The organism is Orbus sasakiae, assembly GCF_039542345.1.
Lineage (GTDB): Bacteria > Pseudomonadota > Gammaproteobacteria > Enterobacterales > Orbaceae > Orbus > Orbus sasakiae.
Genome location: NZ_BAABHY010000001.1, coordinates 959,217 through 981,928 on the forward strand (window position 1 = coordinate 959,217; position 22,712 = coordinate 981,928).

Sequence of the window (22,712 nt, forward strand, 5' to 3'; positions counted from 1 at the left end):
TGTCGCTTTTTTTTGCCGCTTATTTAAGCATTCCTATATTCCATTTAGTTATAACAATATAAAAACTCCATATTGGACGCTGATTGTTTAATCTTCAATAATGCTTTCATCATAATTAATTAAAAGCACATGTATTGAGGATGAGATGGCATCACATATTATAGATTTTTTGATTTTAGGTAACAATTTTGGGACCCAAGAGATGCGAGATGTGTGGTCTGAACAAAATCGCCTAAAACATCATGTCGCCATTGAAGTGGCTTTAGCTCAAGCTGAAGGTGAATTCGGTATCATCCCAAAGCATATTGCAGAGACCATCATGGAAAAAGCGGATGCCGATAAACTTGATATTCAAGATATCGCTAAAGCTGTCGCCCAAGCAAAGCATTCATTAATGCCAACCATTAATGCTATCGAAAAACAAGTCGGTGAAGCGGGGCAATACATTCACTATGGTGTTACAACCCAGGATATTGTTGATACTGGTACTGTTTTACAATTAAAACAAGCTTTTGATATTGTGCAACGTGATACACGTTTAATAGCCCTAGAATTGAAACAGTTAGCAAAACGATATCAGTACACCCCAATGGTTGGACGTACACATGGTATGCAAGCATTACCCACAACGTTTGGCTTCAAATTAGCCGTATGGTTAGATGAGTTTGTACGTCATTTAACTCGTCTGGATGAAATCAAAGAACGTGTCTTAGTGGGTAACATTAATGGGGCAATTGGCACCTATTCGTCATTTGGTGTAGATGGCCCACAGGTAGAAGAACGTACTTTAACGATTTTAGGTCTCAATACACCGAATATCAGCTGGCAATCAGCACGAGATCGATTTTCAGAATATGCATCGGTCGTTGCATTAATTAGTGGTACTCTGGGCAAAATAGGTAATGAATTTTATAACCTAATGCGCACCGAGATTAACGAAATTGAAGAACCCTTTTCTGAAGGAAAAATTGGCTCAACCACCATGCCTCATAAACGAAATCCGGCTGCATTAGAAGGGTTAGCTAGCTTAACACCACCCATTTTAAAAAGTGTCGCATTAATTCATGAATCAATGAAAGTTGAACACGAACGTGATGCAATGAGTTGGCGGGCAGAATGGATTGCATTACCGGAAATTAATATTTATTTAGCTGCACAACTGCAAACCGCTTTACATGTTCTAAAAGGCATGACGGTTAATCAGCAGCAAATGCTTAAAAATCTTTCATTACAAAATGGTTTGTTACTTTCTGAGAAGGTCATGTTTGAATTAGGTAAACGGTTAGGCAAACAAACTGCACATCATTTAGTGTACCAATGTGCAATGCAAGCATTTGAGCAAAACCGACCCTTTGCGGAGCTATTGTTAGCTGATCCACAATTACAAACGAAATTAAATGCAGATGAATTAACCCAATGGCTTGATCCAATGAATTATTTAGGCTCAGCGCCACAAAAAGTCGATAGTGTGATCCGCTTTGCGGAACAATCAGGCTTGTTAAGTGGTGATAAATCATGATAATTCGACAAATTACATTAGATGATCAGCAACAATATTTAGAACTGATTCATAAAGCTTATCAATCGGTTGAAGCGCTTGGTATCCACTTCGCAGCAGCAACTGCGGATTTAGATTTTATTTGTGAACACATTACTAACAATGCGGTATACGGCTTACAAAAAAGTGGTCAATTAGTTTCTACATTAAGTATTCGTTTCCCGTGGGGCAACAATCCCGGTCCATATGGCTTACCTCATTTAGGATGGTTTGCTACGGATCCAGATTATAAGCAACTGGGTTTAGGGAACGAATTAATGCAATGGGTTGAAGAGCATATTTTAATTAATGTGCTCAAAGCACCAGCCGTCACGTTAGGCACCGCCGAAAATCATCCATGGTTAATTAAAATGTATGAAAAGTATCATTTTAGACGCATTGGTCATGCAAATTTAGGCCATGGTCATACTACCATTTATCTACAAAAAATTTTGAATGAAGCGTTATATCAAAACTGGCAAAATCGCCAATGTCAAACTAACCCCCAAATAGTATGAGGTGAGATATGAAAAAAAATTGGTTCGTTGCGGTATTCATCGCAGCTGCGGTATTAGTGGGGTGTGATAATCAAAATAGCAAAACTGATAATCAACCACGCACATTGAAAATTGGCTCAACGGGTCAAAGTTATCCAAATGGATTTAAACAAGAAGGTAAATTGGTCGGTTTTGATGTTGAGGTCACTGAAGCGATAGCTAAAGAACTGGGTTATAACATTGAATGGGTTACGGCTGAATTTGGTGGTTTAATGGCTCAATTAGAAGCAGGGCGTTTAGATACCGTAGCTAATGCTGTTGCAGTGACAGAAGCTCGAGTACAAAAATACAATTTTACAGTGCCATATAGCTTTTATGGTAGTCAAATTGTGACCAATCAAAAAAATACGGATATCAACACCCTTGACGATTTGAAAGGAAAGACCATTTCTGGCGTATTAGGCTCAAATCATATTGCGGTATTAAAAAATGCATTTCCGGATGATCAAGTCAAGATCAGAACATATGAGACACGAGATGGAGCGATGTATGATTTAGTTTATAACCGTGTTGATGGTTATGTTAACTCAAAACCGATTTTACTCGCAGAAATTAAGCGTAACAATTTACCGTTTAAACTGGTTGGAGAACCGCTTGTTATTGAACAAGTTGCATACCCATTTAATAAGAATGAGCAGGGTGAGCAGTTGCGTAATCAATTTAACCAGGCTATTGATAAATTACAAAAAGACGGTGTAATTAGTCAAATTGCAATCAAATATTATGGTCAAAATATTAGCAAACCATAGTTGTTGTCATAAATCATAACTGGCATTGTTGCTTACGATAGTGCCATAAATAAAATACTGAAAGATGGATAAAGGGAAATAATTATGCAATTTGATACTCAGTACTTTTTTAGTGTGTTTCCTGAGATATTACCGTATTTCCCTATCACGTTATTTATCTCCATCGTATCGATGTTTTTTGCTATGCTGCTTGGGTTATGTATTGCATTACTTCGTATTGATAAAATTATCATCATTGATCCGTTGTTGGCATTATATGTTTCATTATTTCGAGGGATTCCCTCTGTCGTCTTATTATTTATTATCTACTATGGATTACCTCAATTATTTCCAAGTTTAACCTCAATGGGGGCGATGACCGCAGCTATCATCTGCTTTAGTCTTAAATTTGCCGCTTATCTATCAGAAATTTTTAGAGCTGGATTAGAATCGGTTGACCATGGACAAAAAGAAGCGGGCCTAACCGTTGGCCTTAACTATTTTCAGCTTTACCGGGATATTATTTTACCGCAAGCCTTTGTTAATGCTTTACCAGCAACCGGAAATATGTTCATTTCACTTTTAAAAGATTCATCGGTAGCCTTTTTTGTTGGGGTATCAGAACTTTTGGCAGCTGGGAAATTATTAACCACATCCTCTTATAAATTTTTTGAAACCTATCTGGCTGTTGGATTAGTGTATTGGGCCGCCGTTGTTATCTATTCGGGACTACAAAAAGTATTGGAAACCCGTTTAAGTTTGCCATATAAACGTTAGGATTTATTATGATAGAGGTTAAACAGTTAATTAAAAAATTTGGTGATAATACCGTATTAGCGGGTATTAATTTCCATGTTAATCAAGGCGAGGTTGTCGCAATTATTGGCCCATCAGGATCAGGGAAATCAACGTTATTACGTTGCCTGAATTTACTTGAAAAACCTCAGAGTGGTATTATTACGATTGGCGATGTCGTACTCAATGCTAAGCACTATAGCCGACAAGATGAACATCATTTACGTCATCAGTCTGCAATGGTATTTCAACACTATAATTTATTTAAAAATAAAACGGCGTTAGCGAATATCACAGAAGCTTTAGTTGTTGCTCAAAAATGGGGTAAAAAAGAGGCGCATCAAGAAGGACTTAGGTTGCTTGAACAAGTTGGATTACTTGCCCAAGCTAATCAATATCCTATAACGCTTTCTGGTGGACAGCAACAACGTGTTGCAATAGCGAGAGCATTAGCTGTTAAACCAAAAGTATTACTATTTGATGAACCGACTTCGGCACTCGATCCTGAAAAAGTTCATGAAGTATTACAGGTTATTCATAAGCTAGCCAATAATAATACGACCATGGTGATTGTGACCCATGAAATGGAATTTGCAAAACAGGTTGCTGATCGTGTTATTTTTATGGCTGAAGGACATATTGTCGAAGAGGGCTCGGCTATTGATGTGTTAGAAAGACCAAAGCAGCCACAAACACAGCGGTTTTTAAGGCAATTATCCGAAACAATTGAATTTGAAATCTAGGTAGCAATATGACCGATCTTAATCAGCTTAGCTTAACGGATCATTTGATTAAAAAAATTTTACTAAGCCAGCCGTTACATAATAAAGCAGCCAAAGATGCGGCAATACAAGGTATTGTTGACTATTTTGCATCGAGTTTACAAGCTCGACATCATACTGACTGTCAAAAATTATGGCAGTGGATACAGTCAGAAGGTGGCACCGCTAATAGTTGGTTAGTCGGTCAGTCGCAGCATGCCACAGCTCGACAAGCTGCGTTATATAATGGTTTACAAGCTCATGTGCTTGATTATGATGATGTCCATGCTGATGTGAGGGGGCATCCCTCGGCAGTCATTTTATCGGCACTACTGGCCAGTCTACAGTCTGCTGATTTACCGACTGATCGATTTTTATCAGCGTATATTATTGGTATTGAATTGATGGCCCATTTAGGTAAAGCGGTTGGGACAGAACATTACCAAAAAGGATGGCACAATACCGCAACACTAGGCGGTATTGCCGCTACTGCAGCAATTTGTTATTACCATAATTATGCATTTATTAAAGATGCGTTAGCATTAGCCACAACACAAGCATGTGGATTAAGGCTGGTTTTTGGAAGTGCAATAAAACCATTACATGCTGGCATGGCGGCCCAAATAGCGATTCAATCCTGCCAATGGGCGCAGGCTGGCTTAACGGCCGATTGTGACTTTTTAGATGAAAAATCAGGATTCTTAGCAGTATATGGCCAAGGTAATCATGCCTTAAACTTAGATAGATGGGGAGAGCCATGGCGAATCGTCAAACCTGGTTTATGGTTTAAACAGTATTCTTATTGTTCTGCTGCTTCCTATGTTGCTGATGCTACCCAATTAATACTCAAACAACATCAATTTTCACTCACTCAAATCGATGATATTAAAATTATTTTTTCTGCTCGGGGGGATGAGGCATTGATTTATCAAAGCGTCACTCATCACAGTCAAGGTCGTTTTTCAGCAGAATATATTGTCGCCTCATTACTATTAGGTCGTCCATTAACGTTTGATAGTTTTAATAATGATCCCATTGATGAACCCTTAAACATAATGATGGCAAAGGTAAGGCGTGAGTATGATCACAAAACCACGCAACGTTATGCAACTGTATTAATCCAATTAAAAAATGGTCAACAACTTTCACAACAGATCGTTTATCCCAAAGGGAGCCCAAATAATTCTTATTCTAAAATAGAATTAAAACAGAAATTTTTTAATTCTATTTTAGATAAGCAAGCAGCACAATACGCCTATGATTTATTAATGAAGTTTACTGAGCAAACAAATATCAACAGTATTATCCATCCATTAAGCGATTTATTTATTCGACACAAAATTAGTTAATGCTTTGTTTTAACTCACTAATATAGTCAAAAAATGGCTGACTTTCATTAAGTGAATCAACTAACATTTCAGCAATACGACGAATATCGATACTTTGAATATGAAGTATCTGTTTATTGAGCTCATTAATAATCGTTAAATTACCTTTCGGTTTTAGCGATAAAATATATAAAATTGTTTTAATTTGAATATAACTCGTATGATCCAAATTAGGTTGTTCTAACTTAGCATGCAACATCGTAATCGCATAACCTACATTAAGCGTTGATAATAGACCATTTGGTGCACTATCACCCACTTTACCCGCTCGGCTTAAATGCAACATAAGACGCAGTAATTGTCGAGTGGATTGTTGATACCAGTTTTTATTAACCGCATCTTGCGCAGCAATAATTCGATCTAAATCACGTTGGATTGATAAAATGGCATTGAGTGCTTGTTTGTCAGGTTTACGGGGCAACAAGATGAAAATACCACAAATTAGCCCCGCACTGAGTACATAAATTAATCCCGTATTTAAAATAGTTAGTGCGGGATCGGATGCCATACCAATATGCCCAACAAATAAAAATGCCATGTTGGCATCAATAGCCGCAATGGCTGTTTTGGGATGTGCTCGGCTAATTCCTGCTAACACCAAAAACGGTATCAAGGTCACTAACAGCCAAAATGCATCAGGAATGTAAGGCTGCACCCCAAAACGGTATATCATGGCTAGGATGACGCCACTACACACCCCCATAAATAGTTTTGGGGCATTATTTTGTGGAAAGGGAAAAGAGCCAAATACAATTGCAAAGATACTGATCCCTAAAGCGATTTGTTCTGCCATTTTTACGTGATAAAAATAGCAGGTTAAACTCACCACAAAAACAATAAAACTGGTAATCATGGCAATATTAATAGCAACACGCCAATCACGGTGAGGAAGTAATAGGGTGGATGTATAATTTTGTTTAATAAAATTTTGGTGCTGTTCTATGTTATTTAGTAGCGCATGTTCGGCTGCAAGTAATTGTTCAATGGTGTAAAGTAAGCGTTTAATTTCGGGTTCAAGTTCATTACTATCAATTTGCCATTTTTCAAAAAAGTTCGTATCTTTAATATCAAACGGCTGTTTTATACTGATTTGTTTTGATAGTGATAGCAGATCGTCGCTAAATTCAGCGGGTAAGACATTGCTACGCTGATTACGCGTTAAAATGGCTCGACTTGCAGCCATCACATCAAGCGAAGCGGCAATAATGGCATCAATATAACGTAATTTACGGTTTTTATTAATTGAGCCAGCAGCAGCAATTGCGGCATTATCATTGATATCATTAATACTGGCTAAAATCGTTTGTTCAATATCATGACACGCTTCTTTTGTATTTGCGGTTATAACTTGATGAGAGTAAAAAATAACATCACTGGTCAATAGGTGAATTTTTTGATAAAACGAGCGAATCGGAAACTTAGGAATAAATAACGCTAAAACAATGGTCACGATAATGCAACCAATAAAGGTACAAACTACACGGGAAACGGCGAGATGAATCGTATCGGTGGGTGAAATAATTGATGGAACTAATACGATCCCCATCGTTAATGCAATGGTAAAAAAACCATAACCCACGGTTCCTCTAAATACATGAGAGCAACTGGTTGTTACACCGATTAATACCGTAAAAATAACCAATTGAGCGATGGGGTGAATAGGGATAAGCAATATGCCAAAACCGATTGCCGCACCAACACACGTTCCTGTAAACCGATAAATAGCCCGCTCTAATAATAAGCCACGAGTTGGTTGAAAAATTACCCATGCAGGCATGGCTGCCCAATAAGGATTAGGAATATTAAATAAAACGGCAATACAAAATGCAAACCAAGATGAAAAAGCTAAGCATAAACCATAATACACAATAGGTCGCGTAAAAATGGGCTTAGTAATAAAGCGACTAAGAAACATAATATATTATTCTTTTTATTAATTAATAGGGTTTGGATAGAGAGTCTTGAACGACTGTACAGGTAATATACTCTTTTTTATTGCATCAATGAAGAGTGTAATGAAAATATTCATCAGCCAATTGAGGCAATGAGTTATTTGCCATTCTCTCAATTGGTGATGTAATAACGATCAAACTACCTCAGTTGACTGTCTTTGCTGCCTCGACGATTAAACAAGTCGACATTTTTGCGCTGCTTATCTATGTCATTTTGACAGGTAATACAATATTGCACACCCGCAATGGCTTTTTTTCGTGCTTCGGCGATTTTATTACCACATTCCAAGCAATAATCCTCACTGACGGTTTGTGTATTTAACTGCCGTCTTACTTTTTGGATTGCATCTGTTATGGTGCTTTCAATTTGTTGATTAACTGCATCATCAGAGGCCCAACCACTCGCCATGATCATTCTCCTTATTTGCGTTTATATCAATTAAGTATTGAAACGGTGATGAATTGATATACACCGCCTCAGTATTCACTTAACAAGTTGATTTAAAATAGTAATATTTATGCTGAATTTGATTGGATGAAAGTCAATCTTCTATCTATATGGGGATAATTTCGGTTATTTTCAATCACTAAAAACAATCAAAGAAATAGTTTCATTTTAGGTATAAAATAACCGATGATATGAACTGTATAATCGTTTAATTTGTTAAATTTATGTTTTAAATTCAGTATCTTGATTAATTACTGATATTTGGTTTAAACCATGTATAATTACGATTTAAGCGTGGTACATTTTAACTTTATTGAGGGGTAGAGTTATGAGTCAATTTGCTAAAGCGACATTTGCAGGTGGGTGTTTTTGGTGTATGGTCAAGCCTTTTGACCATTATGATGGCGTGATTAGTGTGATAGCCGGTTACACTGGTGGTCATGTCGAAAATCCGACATATCAACAAGTCTGTAAAGGCGATACGGGTCACACAGAAGCGGTTGAAATTACTTTCGATCCCGATAAAATCAGTTACAAAGCATTGCTCGATATCTTTTGGCAGCAAATTGATCCAACCGATGATCAAGGCCAATTTGCTGATCGTGGCGACTCATATCGACCTGCGATTTTTTATCATGATAAAACGCAGCAAGAACAAGCGCTAGAATCGAAAATTCAGCTTCAACAGAGTAAACGATTTATTCATCCGATTAAAGTTTCAATTGAACCCGCGGTGCAGTTTTATCCGGCTGAACAGTATCATCAAGATTATTACCAAAAACAACCTGACCATTATCAACGCTATCATCAATTATCGGGTCGGGCAGGTTTTATTGAGCGACACTGGGATGATAAAAATAATAAGAGTTAATTACTATGAAAAAAAGTCCTCAATACTCGGTTAAACAAAAAACCATTCATTGGCTCACAGCCATATTAGTCTTTATCATTATTGTCTTTTCATTAATGAGAACTTCCGTCGCTCAATATGTCGGGGGCATGGGTACGCTGTTTACAATACACAAGTCATTTGGTGTGATGATCTTCTTTATTACACTGTGGCGGATTTATGTCATTATCAAACAAGGTGTGCCAGAAGTACTGCCTAAAGATGAAAGGTTACAACGTATAGTATCAAAGTCGGTACAAGGTATACTCTACTTATTACTTTTAATTTTACCTTTATCTGGCTATTTAATGAGTAGTCGTCCACTTAATTTTCTTGGCATCATTTCAATTCCTGCAATTGAAATGCCAAATACGTTTTATGGTTTTTTCCATTCTGTACATATTATTACTGCTTACGCATTAATAGCTCTGATTGCACTGCATATGTTTGCAGCTTTATATCATCATTTTTGGGTTAAAGATAAGGTTCTCAAGTCGATGTTACCCGAGAGATGGTTTGACTAATTCATCATTAATTTATTCTGATTGATTGACCACCTAAACCACAATCAATCAGGATAATTTATGGACACGCTATTATGACATCATCACTACGATTACTGATTTCAAACTCTTATGATCCTTGGTTTAATCTCGCTGTTGAAGAAACCATTTTTAAACATATGCCCGCAAATCAACGGGTGCTGTTTCTTTGGCGTAACGATAATACGGTTGTGATTGGCAGGGCTCAAAATCCTTGGAAAGAGTGCAATACGGGTAAAATGGCTCAAGACGGTATAAAACTCGCCAGACGAAGTAGTGGTGGTGGGGCCGTATTTCATGATTTAGGAAATAGCTGCTTTACCTTTATGGCCGGCAAACCTGAATACAACAAAGCCGTATCAACTCAAATTATGGTTGATGCACTAGGATCATTAGGACTTGCCGTTTCAGCTTCAGGCCGTAATGATCTTGTTCTTACAACCGATGACGGTGATAAAAAAATTTCAGGTTCAGCTTATAAAGAAACACACGATCGGGGTTTTCACCATGGTACCATTTTATTAAATGCCAATTTAAGTAAATTAGCGGATTACCTCAATCCAGATCCCAAAAAATTACAGGCTAAAGGTATCACGTCTGTGCGTTCGAGAGTGACCAATCTAGCCGAGCATATTCCCAATATAACCCATCAAAAACTATGTGATGTTATTACGCAACACTTTTTTGATTATTATGGTGAGCAAGCCGATGCAGAATGTATTTCACCAGAATCTCTACCTGATCTAGTGGGATTTGAGGACGTTTTTGCCAAACAATCTAGTTGGCAATGGAATTTTGGTCATGCTCCGGCTTTTAGTCATATTGTTGATGAACGTTTCCCTTGGGGAAATATTGATTTTCACTTTGATGTTGAGCATGGCGTAATTAGCCGTTGCCAAATTTTTACGGATAGCCTAAATCCAGCACCTATACAAGAATTAGCTGATTTGTTGCAACAAAATCGTTACAGTGTCACAACTGTAACGACGGCCATTAATCAAATATTACCTAAGTATCCGGATTTTGCAGCAGAATTACAAGAAATGTCATCATGGTTAGGTAATGCAATTAAATAATTTCGTTATTTTTTTATCATAACCTATAAATATAGTGTAAAAATAGCCCATTAACATGAGGAGTCAATCATGAATGATTCAAATAAAAGTAAAAACATTGCGGCATTAAGTCCATTGCAATATTACGTTACTCAACAAAATGGGACAGAGCCACCATTTGACAATGCGTTTAATGATCATAAGGCGGAAGGACTCTATGTGGATATCGTCTCAGGTGAACCTCTATTTACATCATTAGATAAGTTTGATTCAGGTTGTGGTTGGCCAAGCTTTGCCAAGCCGATCAACTCACAACATGTTAAGCAAAAAGCGGACCACAGTCATGGCATGAGTCGAACCGAAGTTCGCTCAGCAGATGCCGATTCTCATTTAGGCCATGTCTTTGATGATGGGCCACAATCATTAGGTGGATTGCGCTATTGCATTAACTCTGCGGCATTACGCTTCATTGCAAAAGAGGATCTCGAAAAATCTGGCTACGGTGAATATTTAGCGTTGTTTAAATAGTCATTTTTGTGCAATACCGATTGTCTGACATTTCATTTATGTATTAAGGATCAAGTATGGCTACGCATTTAGTCTGGTTTCGTAATGATTTAAGAGTAACTGACAATTTGGCTCTTCACCACGCATGTCAAGACCCTGATGCCACGGTCATTGCTATTTATATCGCTACGCCTAAACAATGGCAACAACATGATATGTCGCCAAGACAAGCATGGTTTATCCATCAACATTTAGCCGAACTGCAAAATCAGTTATCAACACTTAATATACCGCTACTTTACCAAGAAACAGGCACATTCGATGATGCGGTGTCCATCATTCAATCAACTTGCCTGCAATATCAAATTACGGATCTTTTTTACAATAAACAGTATGAATGGAACGAAGTACAACGAGATAAAGCCATTGCTCGCCAATTAGCCGATTCAACAATAGCATTACATGGATATGATGATTCAGTGTTATCCGCACCTGGTACTATTGTTAATGGTTCAGGTAAAATGTACCAAGTCTATACTCCATTTCGTAACAAATATTGTGACTATTTACGTCATCAACCTGTTGAGGTTTATCCAAAACCTAAAAAACGGGTACAATCGGTTAAAGTGGATTCGGATGCCATCAAACCATTCTCTTACCCGTGTCAAAAGACTGATCATTTTGTGATCGGTGAAACACAGGCGATAAAATGTTTACAACGATTTTGTCAGGAACAAGTTGATGATTATCTAAAGCAGCGTGATATTCCTTTTTTAGATTCAACAAGTCATTTATCGGCTTATCTCACGATTGGAGTACTCTCCCCAAGGCAGTGTTTTGCTCGTTTAAAACTTGAATACCCCGAATTTTTGGATGTGACATCAAGCGGTGCTTTTGGTTGGTTTAATCAACTTATTTGGCGTGAATTTTACCGTCATTTACTGTTCCTTTTTCCTAAACTCTCAAAAAATAAACCGTATATCGATTGGACGCAACGCATAAAATGGCGTAACGATAAAACTGATTTTACAGCATGGCAAAAAGGGTTAACGGGCTATCCTATTGTCGATGCCGCCATGCGGCAACTGAACCAAACGGGTTGGATGCATAATCGATTACGATTGATTGTTTCAAGCTTTTTGGTTAAAGATTTAATGCTAGATTGGCGCTGGGGAGAACGTTATTTTATGTCTCAGTTAATTGACGGTGATTTAGCCGCAAATAATGGTGGTTGGCAATGGTCAGCCTCAACAGGGACTGATGCAGCACCTTATTTTCGAATATTTAATCCCTCATCACAAAGCAAACGGTTTGATCCCGATGGTAAGTTTATTCGTCAGTATTTACCTGAACTTGCAGATATCCCCGATGATGCAATGAGTGACCCTCATCGTTGGGCAAAACAAAATAATGTGAAACTCGATTACCCAGAACCGATTGTTGAGCATAATAAAGCGCGTCAATATACCTTAGCGGCATTTAATGCCGCAAAATAGAACACAGCATTATCAATCGAGTGGAACTAAATAACGAGTAATGATAGAATTAGCTGTTTTTGTTAAGAAACCAATTGAGATAAAAAATTATGATAATTAAACCGAAAATTCGTGGTTTTATTTGTACAACCACTCATCCCGTTGGCTGTGCTGAAAATGTTAATCAACAGATTGCTTATGTTAAATCTAAAGGAAAACTAACTCATGGCCCTAAAAAGGTACTGGTAATTGGTGCATCAACCGGTTATGGATTGGCCTCTCGTATTAATGCTGCGTTTGGTTCAGATGCTGCGACGATTGGTGTTTTCTTTGAAAAACCGGGTACTGAGACAAAACCGGGAACAGCAGGGTGGTATAATTCTGCAGCCTTTGATAAAGCTGCTAAAGCAGCGGGTTTATATTCTAAAAGTGTTAATGGTGATGCATTTTCAAACGAATGTCGCCAAGTGGTTATCGATTTAATTAAAAAAGATCTGGGTCAAATTGACCTTGTGGTTTATTCGCTTGCTTCACCTGTACGTAAAATGCCTGGCTCTGGCGAATTAGTCCGTTCAACGCTAAAACCAATTGGTGAACCGTATAAATCAGTCGCATTAGATACCAATAAAGATGTATTAATTGAAGCGACAGTTGAACCGGCTAATGAGCAAGAAATTGCCGATACCATTAAAGTTATGGGCGGTCAAGATTGGGAACTTTGGATGAAAGCACTATCAGATGCTGGGGTTCTTGCTGATAATGCTCAAGCTGTTGCCTATTCTTATATTGGTACTGAATTAACGTGGCCAATTTACTGGCACGGTACGCTGGGTAAAGCAAAAGAAGATTTAGATCGTGCGGCACATGCGATTGATAAAAATCTATCTGCAAAAGAGGGGCATGCTTATGTTGCCGTCCTTAAATCAGTGGTAACTCAAGCATCTTCAGCGATTCCTGTTATGCCTTTATATATTGCAATGTCATTTAAAGTCATGAAAGAGATGGGCATTCACGAGGGGTGTATTGAACAGATTCAACGTTTATTTGCCACTAAGCTGTATGCAAATGGTCAAGTAGAAACGGATGACAGCAATCGTTTACGTCTAGACGATTGGGAACTTCGTCCGGAAGTCCAAAATGCTTGCCAAGCTATTTGGGAAAAAGTGACGGATGATACCATTTATGACGTCACTGATTATCAAGGTTATAAAGATGAGTTTTTACGCTTATTTGGTTTTGGTATCACAGGTGTTGATTATGATGCTGATGTGAATCCAGATGTTCAATTTGATGTTGTTAATCTTGTGAACTAAGTGTTTAATTCCTTTAAAATAAAAAATAGTGCGCTAGGCACTATTTTTTTATCTTAAACATACGAAACCGTTAAACTAAACAATCAAATCTAACGGCTTAATGCAACGCCAAAACCGATTCGATTGGTTTTCTTATTATAATCAATCAGGCTCTCACCATAACCATTAAAATATTGGATATAGCCAAATAAGCCCGTATCACCTAACGGGTAGGTCCAGTCAATTTGAAATGCACCATGATTATGTTTTAAATTAAGATTATTACGAATTAAAACTTTAACTAAGTGTTCATCATAAGGAATATAGATATTCAGATCGCCGTAACCCAAATAGTTTTGAATATCACGGTTATCATCATGGTTTTTATTTTCATAAATACGATACCATGCTCGGGGAACGATGTACGCGTCTTTATATTGAAAATAACCTTCTAAATATAAACGATTCCATGAACGTGAACGCCCAGCTTCATTACCCTGTCCATTAGATTCATGTAGAAAACCAAATTGAGTGCCTTTTAGGCTACTGTCTGGATTATGAAAGGGTATTTGTACATAGACTTCAGGTAAATAATTGGTTTCTCTAAACGGTGATGAATCTTCAGTGATTTGCCACCAGTTACGTTGTGAATAGGCAAAACCGATTGTTTCATCAAAACCAAATGTATTGGTAAAAATATCCTTTTTGAAACTTATTTGGAATGCTGTTTCCACATGTTTACGTCCATCATTATGAGCCTTTGAATCATACGTGACGGGCAAAATATAATTAGAGTGATAAGGACGTAATCCAAAGGTTGAATCCAGAACCTTAAAAGCGCCATTTTTGACTTCATAATCTTGGTGCATCGCAACACGATCGCTAATGATAGGACGCGTATTATCGGTAGTGACGTGTTCTGCAATTAAGATAGGGTCTTTTTCAATTAACTGACTATCGTTTGCATTCATTTGCTTTTGATTAGGCGATTTTGTGGCAAGCATTGATCCCTGATGTTGCATGGATAATTTTGCTGCTTGCTTATACCAATGCAGTGCATTTTTTAGATCATTGTTATTTTCATAAAACTCAGCCAGTTGATAGGCTGCTTGGCTATTTCCTAATTTCGCTTCATCCTCAAGAGTTGCACCTATTGATGGAAATGAAACAGCACTTACCAGTGCTATTACAGCAATCTTTTTCAATTTTTATTTCCTTTAATTACATACTTATTTTAATAATATTTTGTATATGCAAGATTTGGCCATTAATTACGTTGATTAATGATCAGCGGGATTATAATAAATTTACATCTTATTACCTAGATATTTATCATATAAACGGTTACGACACAGCACTAATGGCGTAATACTAGACAATAATGTTGTAATTTGTTACGCACATTCATTTTATTGTGGTATAAGGTAGCATCGTTTTTTACTCATATATTGAGTGTGGTATTTACTGAGGAAATCCTTAAATCATGTCAAATCAATCAAACGCATTTAATCAATTATCACTACCAAAGTCGTTACTTGATAATTTAGAATCAATGCAATATAGCCAAATGACGCCGATCCAAGCCTTGACGTTACCCGCTATTTTGTCGGGTAAAGATGTGGTTGCTAAAGCGAAAACAGGCAGTGGTAAAACGGCTGCATTTGGTCTAGGGATTTTATCAAAACTCAATGTCGATAGTTACGCAACTCAAGCACTGGTTATTTGTCCAACACGTGAATTAGCCGAGCAAGTTGCTAACGAGCTAAGGCGCTTAGCTCGACTCATAAATAATATAAAAATATTGACCTTGTGCGGTGGTCAACCCATTATTCATCAAGTCAATTCCCTTGCACATGGTGCACATATTGTAGTGGGTACGCCAGGGCGGTTACTTGACCATATACAAAGACAAACAGTTAATTTCGATGCTTTGCAATTTTTAGTATTAGATGAAGCCGATCGTATGTTAGATATGGGCTTTGAAGATGATATGATGCACATTATCAAACATATACCATCTCAGAAACAGACACTACTCTTTTCAGCTACCTATCCTGATAGTATTGAAAAAATGAGCACTCGTATTCAAACACAGCCTGAATTTATTACTGTTGATGAAGTTAATGATCAAATTGAACAATTATTTTATGAAATTGATGATGCACAACGCAAATTAATCTTAGCTAAATTACTTACTGATCATATGGCGCAATCGGTCGTGGTATTTTGTAATACTAAGCAAGCCTGTAATGAAGTGGAACATTACCTTAGTCAACTTGGGTTTAGCGTTATTGGTTTAAATGGTGATTTAGAGCAACGAGACAGGGAGCAAGTATTGCTTCAGTTTGCCAATAAGAGTCGTACCATACTTGTCGCAACGGATGTTGCTGCACGCGGGCTTGATATCAAAGAACTTGATTTAGTGATTAATTATCAGATCGCTTATGATCCACAAGTGCATGTTCATCGTGTTGGGCGAACTGGACGAGCAGGGCAAAATGGTCTGGCAATTACGTTAGTTTCACCTAATGAAATTGCCAAAGCAAATTTGCTTGAACAATCACAAAATCTGACAATTGATTGGCTCACGCTTAATGACGTATCGTTTGATAAAACGAAAATTGTGCAACCTAAAATGCAAACGCTTTCATTGACAATTGGACGTAAAAATAAAATCCGACCCGGTGATATTTTAGGGGCATTAACCAAAGATGCAGCAATTGATGGTCAACTCATTGGTAAAATTAATATCACTGACTTGTATTCATATGTTGCCATTGATAAAAAAATGATTAAAAAAGCCTTAGATTACTTCAAGCAGGGCAAGATTAAAGGGAAATCAGTAAGAGCCCGTAGCTTATAAATTGACAAAATCAATTCACTCTTTGCTCGCACCAAACTTGCCATTATGGCATAATGTGCGCCAAATCACATTTTGACCATTTTATCTTACACTAAAATGGTTTTATTTCGAGAGTCTATGTTGTGTTAAGTACGAATAATATTACAATGCAGTTTGGTAGCAAACCTTTATTCGAGAACGTTTCAGTTAAATTTGGTAATGGTAATCGCTATGGTTTAATTGGGGCGAATGGTAGTGGGAAATCTACGTTCATGAAGATTTTAGGTGGCGATTTAGTCCCAACAGCGGGAAATGTAGCCTTAGATCCCCATGAACGATTAGGTAAATTGAGACAAGATCAATTTGCTTTTGAACAATATACTGTTTTAGATACCGTTATTATGGGACACAATGAACTTTGGCAAGTTAAGCAAGAACGAGACCGAATCTATGCGTTAGCTGAGATGAGTGAAGAAGATGGTTATAAAGTCGCGGATCTTGAAGTTGAATATGCTGAAATGGACGGTTACAGCGCAGAAGCTCGAGCCGGTGAGTTACTACTTGGTGTGGGGATTCCTATTGAACAACATTATGGCTTAATGAGTGAAGTTGCGCCAGGTTGGAAACTGCGTGTGTTACTTGCACAGGCGCTTTTTTCAAACCCTGATATTTTATTACTTGATGAACCAACCAATAACTTGGATATTGATACAATTCGCTGGCTTGAACAAGTGCTTAATGAACGTGAAAGTACGATGATTATCATTTCCCATGACCGCCATTTCTTAAACATGGTGTGTACACATATGGCTGATATGGATTATGGTGAATTACGCATTTATCCAGGTAACTATGATGAATATATGACAGCAGCAACCCAAGCACGAGAACGATTGTTATCGGATAATGCTAAGAAAAAGGCTCAAATTAGTGAATTACAGTCATTTGTTAGCCGATTTAGCGCTAATGCTTCAAAATCCAAGCAGGCAACATCACGAGCGCGACAAATTGAGAAGATTCAGCTTGAGGAAGTAAAAGCATCAAGCCGTCAAAATCCGTTTATTCGTTTTGAGCAAGATAAAAAATTATACCGTAATGCGTTAGTTGTTCAAGATTTAGCAAAAGGGTTTGATAATGGGCCATTATTCAAAAATCTCAATTTAATGATTGAAGTTGGCGAGAAAGTCGCAATTTTGGGAACCAATGGTATTGGTAAAACAACACTAATCAAAACTCTGATGGGCGAACAGACGCCAGACAATGGTGAAATTAAGTGGTCAGAAAACTGTAATATTGGTTATTATGCCCAAGACCATGAGTTTGAATTCGATGACGATCTTACGGTATTTGATTGGATGAGTCAGTGGAAACAGCCTCATGATGATGAGCAAGCTGTACGGAGTATTCTTGGCCGTTTATTGTTTTCTCAAGACGATATTAAGAAAAAGGTCAAAGTATTATCCGGTGGTGAAAAAGGGCGTATGCTGTTTGGTAAGTTGATGATGCAACGACCAAATATTATTGTCATGGATGAGCCGACAAACCATTTGGATATGGAATCGATAGAATCATTGAATATGGCTTTAGAACTTTATAAAGGCACGCTATTTTTTGTATCTCACGATCGTGAGTTTGTGAGCTCTTTGGCAACGCGTATTATCGAAATCACACCAGAAAAAGTGATCGACTATACCGGAACTTATGAAGACTATTTACGCAGTCAAGGTATCGATTAACCTTTTATTGCTGTCAGTTACTCGGTAAGGTCTTTTCATTATATAAAACAGCCATAATATGGTCTTTAATGGCTGTTTTATCAAATTTGCACTCATCAATAATAGCAAGCGTATCAATCCCACAACTCAATGCAATAAGGCGCCATGCAAGTTCTGATGGTGCTTTAACCGCTAAAATATTATCTTCATTGGCTTGTGTAATCAACGTAATGATAGTGGTATGCCATTTTAATGTTGATTCCTTATAAGCCAGTTTAATATCGGCATCACGCTCAGCAAGGAAAACTGCTTCATTCCATAATGTTCTTAAAACTAACCCACCATGACCCTCTAACGGACTGACTAAATTAACTATTTTTTCAATTATAGTTTGATTGGAATTAGCTAATTCAGCTTTTTCAATCACTTGTTCTGTCACATTCAGTAACGCTTGTGCTTTAAGTTGCCCAACTGACTTAAAATGATGGTGAATTTGGCCTACCGAGATATTAGCATGAGCAGCAATTTTACGTGCGGTAATCGAGGCGATGCCTTCGTCAATCAAAATATGTATTGCCGTATTTAAGATCTCATTATATCTATCTGTTTTTTTTAAGTATCTCAAAATTCACTATCCATAAAATTTTATTAAAATAATCATACAATAAAAATGGACATATGTTCAACATTTATATAGAATCCTTTGACTTGAACATTTGTCCAGAATTTAAAAAGGAAAGACGATGAACAATAAATGGTTAATTTTATCACTCATTATCTTAATGTACTTACCGGTATCAATTGATGCTACCGTATTGCATGTTGCAGTACCAACATTAAGTATTGCCCTTAATGCCACAGCAAGTGAACTACTATGGATTATTGATATCTATTCACTCGTCATGGCAGGGCTATTATTACCGATGGGGGCGTTAGGTGATAAATTTGGTTATAAAATTTTAGCGATTATTGGTTTAATTATATTTGGTATTGCGTCATTATGTGCTGCATTATCAACCAATACACTTATGCTGATTTTTGCAAGGGCATTATTGGCACTGGGTGCTTCAATGATTTTACCCGCTACATTATCAGGCATAAGAAATACATTTTTAGATGAAAAAAATCGCTCATTAGCCTTAGGTATATGGTCAACCATTGGTGTTGGAGGGGCTGCCATTGGCCCATTAGTCGGCGGCTATTTATTAAGTCATTTTCATTGGGGGTCCGTATTTTGGATCAATATCCCAATCGTGATTATCACAATCATAGCGATTTTAATTATTGTTCCTAAACAACCACAAAATCATCAACAGCCATGGCAAATTAGCAAAGCGCTGATATTTATCGTTGCTATTTTAATGTTAGTCTATGCCATCAAATCAGCACTAAATATCAATAATTCACTGATTGTGATATTAAGCATCGGGTTAGGTGGTGTGCTATTACTCGTCTTTTTTGTTAAAAAAGAACGAAAGAGTCTTTCACCAATGATTGATTTTAGTCTCTTGAAGCAACGTGTACTGGTCATTGGGATTATCATGGCGTTAACTGCGATGATTAGCATTGTGGGATTTGAATTATTAATGGCACAAGAACTCCAATTTGTGCATGGCTTAACACCATTACAAGCGGGTTTGTTTATGTTACCAGCTATGTTAGCTAGTGGTGTGGGGGGGCCCCTTGCCGGTTGGTTAGTTTCTCGTTTAGGTCTAAGAATTGTCGCAACATTTGGGATGGGTTTAAGTGCCTTTAGCTTTTTTGGATTAGCTATGTGTGACTTTATCAACTATCCTTTGATGGCATGGGCGATGATGATTTTGCTCGGTTTAAGTGTCGGTGTCGCACTTCTTGCTTCAACTTCGGCGATTATGACGTCTGCACCTGCAGATAAATCTGCTTCAGCAGGGGCAATTGAAGGTATGGCATATGAACTTGGCGCGGGGTTTGGTATTGTGCTTTTTGGTATCATGTTGACCCTTATTTTCAGCCATAATATCACCGTTCCAGTTGGTATAACGGGCGATTTAGTCTTACAAGCACAAAATTCGATTAATGAAGCTTTTTTTGTTGCCAGCCAGCTGGAGCAAAGTGAATTAAGTGATCAATTAATTGCATCGGCTAAGCAAGCATTTGTCAGTGCACACGTGATTGTATTATTGATGTCAGGACTTTTATTATCAGGACTTGCAGTTGTTATTTGGTTGTTTTTACCCGCAAAAGCCGTTGCTATACACCATTAATGATCACTGAATTTTCTAGTATTTTTTATCCCTCGGATAGCAAGCCAACATAATATTGCACCGAGGGTCACTAAAGCCGTTCCTTGCCAAAATGAAAGTGAAAGCGGTGTGTTTAGCAATAAAGCTGAAAGTGATGCAGATAGGATTGGGATAAAATAAGAGGCGCCAGCCAGAAGGGTCACGTTACCATGTAATACACCAATATTCCATGCCGCATAACCAAAGCCAATAGCCGCTGAAGCAAGGAATAAATAGATCACCGCTTGATAACTCCATGTTAATGTAGATTCATCGGTCATCAAGTATTTTGCCCATAGTATGATAGCTGTTATTAAGAAAAACAGTGTTACCGCATTTTTTCCTTTTGCAAACCTAACCGTAATCAAACAATACGTTGCCCAAATACATGCACCAATTAAAGCTAAAAAGTAGCTTAATGGATTATCTTTAATATTATTCAACATGCTCAGTACATTGAAACCTTGCTCACCACCCAGAACCCAACCAATACCAATAACGGGTAAAACTGCACCTGGAATAATCAAAAAATTGGCTTTTTGTTGATTGAATAATATCGTAAAAAGTATCGTCAAAGTGGGCCATAAATAGTTGAGCATACTGACTTCAATAGCTTGCTGACCATTATTGGCAAATGCAATAGAAAGTGAAAAACATAATTCATATGACACAAATAATATACCGCCCGCAATCAAATAAGGGAGTAAATATTTATGCATTTTATTAAGACCAACAGTAAAAAGCAGCAATATACTGGCCAGACTATAGATCATGGCGGTACCGCCTATCGCGCCCCAATTTTCACTAACGATGCGAATCGTGCCAACTAAAGAACTCCACAATAACACGGCCATTAAGCCAATTAATGTTGCTTTATTTTTACTCATTATAGTGTGTCCTTTAGTATGTATTAGATATAAAAAAAGTGTCATTCATTATGAATCACACTTAACTTATAAAGATCACTTTATCTTAGAGTATTACAGATAGCTGTTTTGCTAACGACTGCGTAATTTCAAAACGACAGGTTTTTTGTGGGTCAACAACTTGGCAAATTCTTAGATCGCCTTTAGCACTTAGAATTGTAATAATATCTGCTTCGCTTAAGTTACTATATTGCTTAATTAATTTTACCATTTGCTTTGTTGCATCTACCGCTGCTTCATCAAGTGTCGGACTTGACGCTACCGTACTTATCATGTGTGGATTGACAATTAATGGGGTAGGTAATGCACTGTTTTTTAGTACACTAATTACCACTTCAACTTCACCCGAAATTTCTAAGCCAGACACACAAACCTCACCATCCCCCATCGCTGCATGCAAATCACCTAATGCAAACAAAGCACCTGGGACATTAACCGGTAAATACAGCGTTGCACCTTGTGCAATTTCTTTACAGTCCATATTGCCACCATGTTGGCAAGGTATACCACACGAAATATCATCACCTTTAGGTGCAACGCCAATCACGCCAATCATTGGGTTAAGGTCAATATGTATATGATCCTGTAAGATAGCCTGATTATCAAGAATTGGAACTTTGTAAATATGGTTATCCGATAATTGATCACCAATGACGCCTAACTGATGACCCGTTACCATAATGGCAAAATCTCGAGTTAAGCTGATTTTTTTTATTTCAATTTTTAAAATATCACCAGGTAATGCATCCTCAACATAAATAGGGCCGGTTGCGGGATTAATATGATTCCAATCCAATTCATTAAATGTCATTGTTTCATCTAAAATCTGGTCAAAAAAACAATCACACGTTTCGAAAATGACCTGACTACCACTTGATACATGTGCAACAGGTTGGTTATTTTTTGACATAGCAAAAATCACATTATTCTTTTTAATTCGCATACGATATCCAATATTAATTGTTATAATGAGCAACTATACACCAGTTCATTTTTTTTAAGCAAATTTTTTAGCGTAATCTACCTGCACATCATCCCACTG

Annotated in this window: 21 protein-coding genes; 15 read left to right on the plus strand and 6 right to left on the minus strand. The window is 37.4% G+C overall.

Annotation, left to right across the window (positions count from 1 at the left end; genetic code table 11):
- Positions 1 to 145: 145 nt before the first annotated feature.
- From purB to ABEA36_RS04230, 6 genes are all read left to right on the plus strand, one after another.
- Complete coding sequence (purB, locus tag ABEA36_RS04205; RefSeq protein ID WP_345489128.1) at positions 146 to 1,519, plus strand: adenylosuccinate lyase; 1,374 nt, start codon at positions 146 to 148, stop codon at positions 1,517 to 1,519.
- A complete protein-coding gene (locus ABEA36_RS04210; protein ID WP_345489130.1) occupies positions 1,516 to 2,055 on the plus strand; it encodes a GNAT family N-acetyltransferase in 540 nt (179 codons plus the stop codon). Before purB ends, ABEA36_RS04210 begins: the two co-directional genes overlap by 4 nt.
- A gap of 8 nt (positions 2,056 to 2,063) precedes the next feature.
- Positions 2,064 to 2,843, plus strand: coding sequence for an amino acid ABC transporter substrate-binding protein (locus tag ABEA36_RS04215; RefSeq protein WP_345489133.1), 780 nt, complete (start codon positions 2,064 to 2,066; stop codon positions 2,841 to 2,843).
- 84 nt (positions 2,844 to 2,927) lie between these two features.
- On the plus strand, positions 2,928 to 3,599 hold the full coding sequence (locus ABEA36_RS04220) for an amino acid ABC transporter permease (RefSeq protein WP_345489135.1): 672 nt from the start codon (positions 2,928 to 2,930) through the stop codon (positions 3,597 to 3,599).
- A gap of 8 nt (positions 3,600 to 3,607) precedes the next feature.
- On the plus strand, positions 3,608 to 4,360 hold the full coding sequence (locus tag ABEA36_RS04225) for an amino acid ABC transporter ATP-binding protein (protein WP_345489137.1): 753 nt from the start codon (positions 3,608 to 3,610) through the stop codon (positions 4,358 to 4,360).
- 8 nt (positions 4,361 to 4,368) lie between these two features.
- Positions 4,369 to 5,727 carry an MmgE/PrpD family protein gene (locus ABEA36_RS04230; RefSeq protein WP_345489139.1) on the plus strand — a complete coding sequence of 453 codons (1,359 nt, stop codon included), beginning with the start codon at positions 4,369 to 4,371 and terminating at the stop codon, positions 5,725 to 5,727.
- On the opposite strand, the gene ABEA36_RS04235 is transcribed toward ABEA36_RS04230, so the two are convergent.
- Positions 5,720 to 7,681 carry an FUSC family protein gene (locus ABEA36_RS04235; protein WP_345489142.1) on the minus strand — a complete coding sequence of 654 codons (1,962 nt, stop codon included), beginning with the start codon at positions 7,679 to 7,681 and terminating at the stop codon, positions 5,720 to 5,722. The genes ABEA36_RS04230 and ABEA36_RS04235 overlap by 8 nt on opposite strands.
- Before the next feature lie 176 nt (positions 7,682 to 7,857).
- Positions 7,858 to 8,127: a DksA/TraR family C4-type zinc finger protein gene (locus ABEA36_RS04240; RefSeq protein WP_345489144.1), complete on the minus strand. Its 270-nt coding sequence runs from the start codon at positions 8,125 to 8,127 to the stop codon at positions 7,858 to 7,860.
- A gap of 367 nt (positions 8,128 to 8,494) precedes the next feature.
- On the opposite strand from ABEA36_RS04240, the gene msrA reads away from it, so the two are divergent.
- The 6 genes from msrA to fabV all read left to right on the plus strand — a co-directional run bounded on the left by msrA (position 8,495) and on the right by fabV (position 13,947).
- Positions 8,495 to 9,037, plus strand: a complete 543-nt coding sequence (gene msrA / locus ABEA36_RS04245; RefSeq protein ID WP_345489146.1) for a peptide-methionine (S)-S-oxide reductase MsrA — start codon at positions 8,495 to 8,497, stop codon at positions 9,035 to 9,037.
- 5 nt (positions 9,038 to 9,042) lie between these two features.
- A complete protein-coding gene (locus ABEA36_RS04250; RefSeq protein WP_345489148.1) occupies positions 9,043 to 9,579 on the plus strand; it encodes a cytochrome b in 537 nt (178 codons plus the stop codon).
- Between the two features lie 74 nt (positions 9,580 to 9,653).
- Entirely contained in the window at positions 9,654 to 10,673 is a 1,020-nt protein-coding gene (gene lplA, locus ABEA36_RS04255; protein WP_345489150.1) for a lipoate--protein ligase, read from the plus strand.
- 69 nt (positions 10,674 to 10,742) lie between these two features.
- A complete protein-coding gene (gene msrB / locus ABEA36_RS04260) occupies positions 10,743 to 11,180 on the plus strand; it encodes a peptide-methionine (R)-S-oxide reductase MsrB (protein ID WP_345489152.1) in 438 nt (145 codons plus the stop codon).
- Between the two features lie 56 nt (positions 11,181 to 11,236).
- Entirely contained in the window at positions 11,237 to 12,655 is a 1,419-nt protein-coding gene (gene phrB, locus ABEA36_RS04265) for a deoxyribodipyrimidine photo-lyase (RefSeq protein ID WP_345489154.1), read from the plus strand.
- 89 nt (positions 12,656 to 12,744) lie between these two features.
- Positions 12,745 to 13,947: an enoyl-ACP reductase FabV gene (gene fabV, locus ABEA36_RS04270; RefSeq protein ID WP_345489156.1), complete on the plus strand. Its 1,203-nt coding sequence runs from the start codon at positions 12,745 to 12,747 to the stop codon at positions 13,945 to 13,947.
- Positions 13,948 to 14,036: 89 nt separating this feature from the next.
- Here fabV and ABEA36_RS04275 read toward each other — a convergent pair whose 3' ends face one another.
- The gene (locus ABEA36_RS04275) at positions 14,037 to 15,131 is read right to left on the minus strand and encodes a phospholipase A (protein WP_345489158.1); all 1,095 of its coding nucleotides are present in this window, start codon (positions 15,129 to 15,131) and stop codon (positions 14,037 to 14,039) included.
- A 278-nt stretch (positions 15,132 to 15,409) separates the two neighbouring features.
- On the opposite strand from ABEA36_RS04275, the gene dbpA reads away from it, so the two are divergent.
- Positions 15,410 to 16,789: an ATP-dependent RNA helicase DbpA gene (dbpA, locus tag ABEA36_RS04280; protein WP_345489159.1), complete on the plus strand. Its 1,380-nt coding sequence runs from the start codon at positions 15,410 to 15,412 to the stop codon at positions 16,787 to 16,789.
- A 122-nt stretch (positions 16,790 to 16,911) separates the two neighbouring features.
- Positions 16,912 to 18,504: an ABC-F family ATPase gene (locus tag ABEA36_RS04285; RefSeq protein WP_345489160.1), complete on the plus strand. Its 1,593-nt coding sequence runs from the start codon at positions 16,912 to 16,914 to the stop codon at positions 18,502 to 18,504.
- A 13-nt stretch (positions 18,505 to 18,517) separates the two neighbouring features.
- Here the strand turns inward: ABEA36_RS04285 and ABEA36_RS04290 are convergent, their stop codons facing one another.
- Positions 18,518 to 19,108, minus strand: a complete 591-nt coding sequence (locus ABEA36_RS04290) for a TetR family transcriptional regulator (RefSeq protein WP_345489162.1) — start codon at positions 19,106 to 19,108, stop codon at positions 18,518 to 18,520.
- Positions 19,109 to 19,226: 118 nt separating this feature from the next.
- Here ABEA36_RS04290 and ABEA36_RS04295 point away from each other — a divergent pair, with 118 nt between their 5' ends.
- Entirely contained in the window at positions 19,227 to 20,726 is a 1,500-nt protein-coding gene (locus ABEA36_RS04295; protein ID WP_345489165.1) for an MFS transporter, read from the plus strand.
- Here ABEA36_RS04295 and yddG read toward each other — a convergent pair.
- Both yddG and ABEA36_RS04305 read right to left on the minus strand, forming a co-directional pair.
- The gene (gene yddG, locus ABEA36_RS04300) at positions 20,723 to 21,634 is read right to left on the minus strand and encodes an aromatic amino acid DMT transporter YddG (RefSeq protein WP_345490856.1); all 912 of its coding nucleotides are present in this window, start codon (positions 21,632 to 21,634) and stop codon (positions 20,723 to 20,725) included. The genes ABEA36_RS04295 and yddG overlap by 4 nt on opposite strands.
- An 82-nt stretch (positions 21,635 to 21,716) precedes the next feature.
- Complete coding sequence (locus tag ABEA36_RS04305; protein WP_345489167.1) at positions 21,717 to 22,613, minus strand: acetamidase/formamidase family protein; 897 nt, start codon at positions 22,611 to 22,613, stop codon at positions 21,717 to 21,719.
- Positions 22,614 to 22,712 lie beyond the last annotated feature (99 nt).

Coding starts and splice junctions, on each gene's coding strand:
- ABEA36_RS04235 (WP_345489142.1), bottom strand. CDS start 7,681: ATGTTTCTTAGTCGCTTTATTACTAAGCCCATTTTTACGCGACCTATT.
- phrB (WP_345489154.1), top strand. CDS start 11,237: ATGGCTACGCATTTAGTCTGGTTTCGTAATGATTTAAGAGTAACTGAC.
- msrB (WP_345489152.1), top strand. CDS start 10,743: ATGAATGATTCAAATAAAAGTAAAAACATTGCGGCATTAAGTCCATTG.
- ABEA36_RS04215 (WP_345489133.1), top strand. CDS start 2,064: ATGAAAAAAAATTGGTTCGTTGCGGTATTCATCGCAGCTGCGGTATTA.
- purB (WP_345489128.1), top strand. CDS start 146: ATGGCATCACATATTATAGATTTTTTGATTTTAGGTAACAATTTTGGG.
- ABEA36_RS04220 (WP_345489135.1), top strand. CDS start 2,928: ATGCAATTTGATACTCAGTACTTTTTTAGTGTGTTTCCTGAGATATTA.
- ABEA36_RS04210 (WP_345489130.1), top strand. CDS start 1,516: ATGATAATTCGACAAATTACATTAGATGATCAGCAACAATATTTAGAA.
- lplA (WP_345489150.1), top strand. CDS start 9,654: ATGACATCATCACTACGATTACTGATTTCAAACTCTTATGATCCTTGG.
- ABEA36_RS04250 (WP_345489148.1), top strand. CDS start 9,043: ATGAAAAAAAGTCCTCAATACTCGGTTAAACAAAAAACCATTCATTGG.
- ABEA36_RS04230 (WP_345489139.1), top strand. CDS start 4,369: ATGACCGATCTTAATCAGCTTAGCTTAACGGATCATTTGATTAAAAAA.
- ABEA36_RS04240 (WP_345489144.1), bottom strand. CDS start 8,127: ATGGCGAGTGGTTGGGCCTCTGATGATGCAGTTAATCAACAAATTGAA.
- msrA (WP_345489146.1), top strand. CDS start 8,495: ATGAGTCAATTTGCTAAAGCGACATTTGCAGGTGGGTGTTTTTGGTGT.
- dbpA (WP_345489159.1), top strand. CDS start 15,410: ATGTCAAATCAATCAAACGCATTTAATCAATTATCACTACCAAAGTCG.
- fabV (WP_345489156.1), top strand. CDS start 12,745: ATGATAATTAAACCGAAAATTCGTGGTTTTATTTGTACAACCACTCAT.
- ABEA36_RS04295 (WP_345489165.1), top strand. CDS start 19,227: ATGAACAATAAATGGTTAATTTTATCACTCATTATCTTAATGTACTTA.
- ABEA36_RS04225 (WP_345489137.1), top strand. CDS start 3,608: ATGATAGAGGTTAAACAGTTAATTAAAAAATTTGGTGATAATACCGTA.
- ABEA36_RS04305 (WP_345489167.1), bottom strand. CDS start 22,613: ATGCGAATTAAAAAGAATAATGTGATTTTTGCTATGTCAAAAAATAAC.